This is a genomic window from Tabrizicola fusiformis (assembly GCF_013328815.1).
Lineage (GTDB): Bacteria > Pseudomonadota > Alphaproteobacteria > Rhodobacterales > Rhodobacteraceae > Fuscibacter.
Genome location: NZ_JABUHN010000035.1, coordinates 1 through 5,763, shown reverse-complemented (window position 1 = coordinate 5,763; position 5,763 = coordinate 1). Strand labels below are relative to the sequence as shown.

General features: G+C 64.9%; 8 protein-coding genes. All 8 read right to left on the bottom strand.

Going from position 1 to position 5,763, the window contains the following annotated elements; translation table 11 throughout:
- Window positions 1-123 precede the first annotated feature (123 nt).
- Window positions 124-342 (bottom strand): hypothetical protein, encoded by a 219-nt coding sequence (locus HS053_RS21835; protein ID WP_174213351.1) that lies wholly within the window; start codon window positions 340-342, stop codon window positions 124-126.
- On the bottom strand, window positions 335-568 hold the full coding sequence (locus tag HS053_RS21830) for a hypothetical protein (protein WP_174213350.1): 234 nt from the start codon (window positions 566-568) through the stop codon (window positions 335-337). The genes HS053_RS21835 and HS053_RS21830 overlap by 8 nt, the downstream gene beginning before the upstream one ends.
- Window positions 558-935: a hypothetical protein gene (locus tag HS053_RS21825; RefSeq protein ID WP_174213349.1), complete on the bottom strand. Its 378-nt coding sequence runs from the start codon at window positions 933-935 to the stop codon at window positions 558-560. The genes HS053_RS21830 and HS053_RS21825 overlap by 11 nt, the downstream gene beginning before the upstream one ends.
- The gene (locus HS053_RS21820) at window positions 932-1,504 is read right to left on the bottom strand and encodes a hypothetical protein (protein WP_174213348.1); all 573 of its coding nucleotides are present in this window, start codon (window positions 1,502-1,504) and stop codon (window positions 932-934) included. The genes HS053_RS21825 and HS053_RS21820 overlap by 4 nt, the downstream gene beginning before the upstream one ends.
- Window positions 1,504-2,250 carry an AAA family ATPase gene (locus HS053_RS21815; protein ID WP_174213347.1) on the bottom strand — a complete coding sequence of 249 codons (747 nt, stop codon included), beginning with the start codon at window positions 2,248-2,250 and terminating at the stop codon, window positions 1,504-1,506. The genes HS053_RS21820 and HS053_RS21815 overlap by 1 nt, the downstream gene beginning before the upstream one ends.
- A 61-nt stretch (window positions 2,251-2,311) precedes the next feature.
- Window positions 2,312-4,441, bottom strand: a complete 2,130-nt coding sequence (locus HS053_RS21810) for a transposase domain-containing protein (protein WP_277817088.1) — start codon at window positions 4,439-4,441, stop codon at window positions 2,312-2,314.
- Window positions 4,438-5,331, bottom strand: a complete 894-nt coding sequence (locus tag HS053_RS21805; protein WP_174213343.1) for a ParB/RepB/Spo0J family partition protein — start codon at window positions 5,329-5,331, stop codon at window positions 4,438-4,440. The genes HS053_RS21810 and HS053_RS21805 overlap by 4 nt, the downstream gene beginning before the upstream one ends.
- On the bottom strand, window positions 5,328-5,633 hold the full coding sequence (locus HS053_RS21800; protein WP_174213342.1) for a hypothetical protein: 306 nt from the start codon (window positions 5,631-5,633) through the stop codon (window positions 5,328-5,330). The genes HS053_RS21805 and HS053_RS21800 overlap by 4 nt, the downstream gene beginning before the upstream one ends.
- Window positions 5,634-5,763: the final 130 nt, after the last annotated feature.

Genomic DNA, 5,763 nt, shown 5'->3' with positions numbered 1-5,763 from the left:
GCCGGGACATTCTCGACTGCACGCAAGCCGCCTTTGCCGTCGGCCATGTAGCGATTGCCATTCGCTTCCACGATGCCGTCCGGCACCGGGTGAGGCTCGAATTTGGTCTGTTGAACGGTCATTTCAGAACTCCTTGAGACGGGGGAAAACGATCCGGTCCGGCGCCTGCAATTGCAGGGGCGGGATCGGGGCGAGGCCGAGGATCACCAGCGCCAGCGCCATGTCCTCGATCTGGTGCAGACTGAGGCCGGTCAGGGCCCGGTTGCCGTAGAGATCGACGCGGCCAAGGGCGCGGGCGGCGGAAATGAGGATGTCGCGGTCACTGCGAAGAGCGTCAGCCATGGCGGGTTGCCTCCTGGCCGAAAAGGATCCAATGCGCGCTGACATCACAGCCGCGCGCAAGCTTCGCCAGGGCGACGGAACCGGGAAGCGCGCGGCCCGCCAGCCAGGTTTCCAGCGACGGGACCGGCACCGCGCACTTCTCGGCACAGGGCTTGGTGCCACCTTGCAGAAACGCCAGATGCTGGATGCGGGCGCGGACGCCGGAGCGATCAAGGTCAAGCGGCATCGGTGGCCTCCTTGCGATAGCGAGGGCAGGCCCGGCAGGCGCGATGCATGCGAACCCGCTCGCTGGTTTCGTTCGAATAGGTCTTGGCCTTGGCCATCCAGTCCCGGCAGGCCGCCGTGGAAATGACCCCGGTGGCGGGGCAAAGGACTGTGGCGTCCATGAAACGGCCGCGCACCACATCCTCGACCGCGCCCATGTCGCCCTTGTACTTGTGGCGCAGCACGGCCGAGACGAGCGCGGCCGAACGACCGAGGCGCACAGCAACCTTGTTCTGGCTGCTGCGGGCGCATTCCTCGGCCAGCAATTTGACCCAGTCTGGAAGGGCATCACCCCAGGCAGCGCGCGCGATGGTGAGAGGATCGCTCAAAGCCGCGCCTCCGGCATGAACACCTCGCGCGTATTCGGGTCGTAAACCCGCTTCACGCGCTGGATTTGCGGCGGTTTGGGGCCGTTGTTGCGGATAAGGCGATACCGCGCGATCCGTCCACGGACCGGGTCTGCTTTTTCCAGCACCCTCAGATAGCCGGTGGCCAGAAGCATCTGGCAATACGATTTGGCAGTCTCGACCGAGATACTGGTCGAGGTGGTGTCAAGCAGATCCAGATAGGTGAATTCCTTCTGCATATACATGCCGCGCCACAACCGTTCCGTGATGCTGCCCTGTTCCACAGCGGTTCCATCCGAGCGTACACGCGGCGCCTCGACACCGATGTCGCGGACCAGAAGCCACCGCGCGACTGCGCCTGGCTGTATGGGTTGCTGCTGGAGATATCCGGCGGCGGTCAGGCCCTTGAAATAATCGCGGGCGGTCTTGTCGTTGGCGCCGGTCAGGCCGGTGATTTCGGAAACACAGAAGGCGTTGCCATTCCGGCCACGCACAGCCGCCCAGATTGCCTCACGGCCAGGATTCGACTCATCGACAGGGGGGCGGGCCATCACACGCCCCTCCGCGGAGCCGGGGCCTCTCCGCTGAAGAAGGCGATATCCCTTGCATCGGCCATCGTGATGGCGGTCTTGCCGGTCGTGAGGGCATATTCCGCAATCTGGCGCAGGTTCACGACAATGCGGCGCGCGCGCGCCTGCGATTGCTCCAGCACCAGTTGCTTGACCTCGGGATCCAGCGCGATACCGGGGCATTTCCGGTCAGCAAGCAGGCCAACCTCGCGCAGATCTGCAGGCTGCGCGGCAACCCAATCCAGCATGCGGTTGTGAACCCGTTCCCAGCGGCGCAGCGTCTGCGGCAGGTTTTCTTCCCCGATCAGGATGACCGTGCCCTGCGAGCTTTCGTAGATGTCGCGGATGATGCCGATCATGCCATCCTTGGCGACCAGGTCGGCCTCGTCGATCAGGAGCGGGCGCCCCGACTTGCTCAGTTGATCACCGATCTGTTCGACCATGTCGCCGATGGTGCGGCCCGGCGTGATGCCCATGGACCGCAGGATCATCTCGGCGAACTTCTTGCGGCTCCAGGTGGATTTGACCTCCACCCAATAGGCCCGGGTCTCCTGTGCATTCCAGGTCGCAGCCTTGGTCTTGCCGTAGCCACTCGGCCCGAAGAAACAGGCCAGCCCCGGCAGATCGAAGTCGCGGTTTTGCACCCTGTTGATCAGGGCGTTCAACAGCATGACATTGCGCAAGGGCGCAACGCTGCCGCTGGTGTTGATATTCACTGCTCCGTCCATCATTCTCTCCTCACTTCGTCCAGCCGCCGTGGGGCCTGTCCGCCCCCGGCGGCATCTCGTTTCAACCCACGCCCTGTTCACCGAAACGGTCGAACATCGTGCGCTGTGCCTGGTATTCGGGAAGACGCACGATCCGGGCGTAGAACGCGGCATCCTCCTGCGAGATCGCCTCGCCCGCTTCCGAGCGGCGCTCGATCTCCAGCGCCCGCCAGAAACGGTCTGCGGCGCTGTTGACGGCGATGACTGGCTCCGGCTTCGGCCTGCTGAAATCCGCAGCGAACAGCTGGAAATCGGCCTCGGTGCTGGCATCCGGCGCAGGCACCGGGCGCTCGATCACCGGCTTGCGAATGCGCGCCGGGGCCAGCTCGACGACCTTCGCCTCGACCAGCGGCGTTTCCGGCTGGGGCAAATCGGCCAGTTCGGCGGCGAATTCCCCGACCGACATGGGCCGCAGGGTCTGCAGCAACTTCTTCTCGGCCGCCCGGCGCTGACGCTGGGTACGGGCATGCAACTGGGCGCCGACAAGGTCAAAGAAGCCGACCTTTTCACGGCACTCGACAGGCCCCAGAAATTCCCCGCGCAAAGAATAGACATAGGCTCCGGCATGGAGATTCTCCGGATCAAACCGCGCGATCACGCGCTTTCCGGCGAACTCGTTCATCCACGGCGCCCAATATTTGTTGTCGTAGAGTTCAAGCCCGCCGTGGTTCTGGTGAAGCTTGCGCACCTCCTGACCCATCAGCCAAAGGCGGTGCTGCTCTTCGGTCGCCTTGCGGATCGGGACTGCAGCGTAACTTTCGGCAAAGGTTTCGTCGAAGCTGCGGCCGCGGGCGGTGTCGGACAGGCGGCCCGGCCGGGCATTGTGCTTGCGGATGCCCTCGTCCAACACGTCGAGGAAATCTTTCAGAGGGATCGCCCGCGAACCATAATCCTCGGGCTTGGCCAGCGGATTCGGCCCCACATAGGCTCCGGCAAACCGCGGATCGAGCGCGATCCGGCTGGCCACGTCTCGGAAACCACGCTCGATCGGTTTGGCCTGCCCATGCCCCGGCTTGGCCCAATGGATCTGAATGCCCATCTGCGGCAGGACGCCCAGCGGATCATCCGGCCTGATCTTGAACCGAAACCGGGTTTTTACACCTCCGGTCAGCCATTTGTTCGCAAACTCGCGGCCATTGTCGAACAGGCAGTGGCGTGGGATGCCCCAGGTCTCGATCAACTCACCGAAGGCGCTCATGACAGCGACCTTGTTTGGAGCGAGATCGACGCGCCACGACAGGATTTTCCCGGAATAGAGATCTTGAAACGCGACGATCTGCGGCCGCACGGGCTCCTTGATGCCCGGCCAGGCCACGAAGACGTCGATCTTGTGGCAATCGGCATTGACGCCTTCAAGCGCCGTCAGGGTCGATCTGTCGCGGATCTGTGGCGGGAAGCATTTGGCAAGCCCGGCCTCGCCCTCCTTGGCATAGACCACTGTTACGCGCGGCACATTCGCTTCGAACCAGCGCTCGGCGGTTTTCAGAGTCAGATATTGCCAGCCCCGCGCAATGCACACGTCTTTCACCACGTCATAGCTGGCCCGGAAGCTCACGGCGGGGCGCAGGAACGCCGCCTTCAATCGGATCAGGAATTCGGGGCTGCATTCGGCGCGTTTGCGCTGCGGGGCGGCAGCGCGGTGTCGCGGCGCCAGATAGGGCAGCCGGTCGGCCACATCCACGCCCTCCAACATGCCCATCCAACCCCAGATGGTGCGCTCGCTGGCCTTGCGCCCTTCTGCTTTTTCCAACTGGGAGACCTGCCGCACCGCGAGATTGCGGCCGATGGCGGCGGAAAAGGCCTCGACGCGCTGGATCACCTTCAGGCGGGCGCGGGCCTCGGCCTTCACCGTCTCCGGCAGGCCGTCATACCATGCCCAGGCCGTGCCGCGATCCATGCGGGATGCGGGTTCCTCGACCGGCGCTACCGCTTTCAGGAGGGCACCCTGCGCCCGGGCGGGCAGCAGTTGCCAGCTGTATTCCCAGCCTCCACCGCGGCCTGCGCGACGGCGTGCCAGATGGGGCCGAGACCGCCAACCCTCACGGGCGGCCAGTGCATCCACGCCCTGCCGGGTGCCGGGCACGTCCGGCAAGCCACTGGATGCCAGCGCCTCGGCTGTCCACCATTCCTGATCGGGCGCGGTTCGGATCATTTGGCGTCGAGCCCCCCGCGGATGGCGGTGGCCAATCCGAACTCGCCACGACGCTCTGCCTCGTCCGCGACAAGCGGCGCGATCTCGCCGAATTCCTGATCGATGAAGCGGCGAAGCACGGCTTTACCCGCCCGGGCCCATGCCGATGTGAGCGCCAAAAGCGCCTGGTCCTCAGGGGATTTCGCGGGGGCTTGAAGCCCCCCTTCAACGCGCAGCGAACGGCGGGCATCGGCGGCGGATTTGGCATTGCCGACCGACAGCCGCAGGACGACATCCCCGCGCTCAACCGGGTCGCCGATCTTGGCGATCTCAGTCAGGTCTTTCAGGCTGACCGGGCGCGGCGCCTGCCGAAGATGCGCCACATCACGGGGCGATAGAGCCGTGCCAGCAGCGACGATCTTCTGCACCTGCCGTGCGGTCATCCCGAACTTGGCGGCGGTTGCGGCAGCAAACGAACTCAGTTCGCTTGCTGAACCCTGCCGCGCGAGGCCCCCGGCCACGCCCCGTTTCGTCTCCGGGTGCAGCCGCTCGTAAACCTCCTTGCGGGTGGCCAGAAACACCGCGCTGTCCAGCGCATTCATTTCGGCGCCCGCCAGATTGTCGTCGATCTCGACCATCCGTGCCCAGTCGTCGGTGACATCGGTCCAGACCTTGGCCGGGACATGCACCCAGTTCAGGCGGCGGGCGGCCTCAAGCCGGTGGCCACCGGCCATCAGGTAAAGCTGGCCGTCCTTCTTCTTGCGGACATGGATCGCGTCCTTCATCACCCCGATCTCGGTGATCGAGGCGATCAGGCTTTCCACGCCCGCGTCGCTGACAGGCCGCAGACGATCGCGCACGATCACCTCTGCCACCGGAACCTTGTCGATCTGCATCAGGGTGGGGGTCATGTCTTCCGGCCAATGGTATGGGGGTCACCGTGAAAGTCCCGGGCGCGGGTGCGGCAGGGCTGGCACATGCGGTTGTGAAAACCGTCGCTGGCAAAGGTCGCGCCGCAGGTCATGCAGGCCCGGGGACCGCGCTTGGCCTTCCCGTCTGCCTCGGCCTGCTTGGCATCGCGCAACCGCTCAGCCCCGTCCTTCGACGTTGGCGCCGAGCAGATCGTCCCTGCGGGGCTGATCACGACATAGCACTTGGTGTTCGCCTGATAGCGGATCGTGAATTTCGGGCGGATCGGAGCGGGCGCTGTCATTGCAGAACCCACCCGATGGCAAGGCCCATCCAGCCGAGGACGAACAGGCAGATGGCGCCGATCAGGTCGCCGATCCAATGGTCATCAAGCGCGCGGGCGGCGCGAAGAACCGCCCGCACGAATTTGCCAC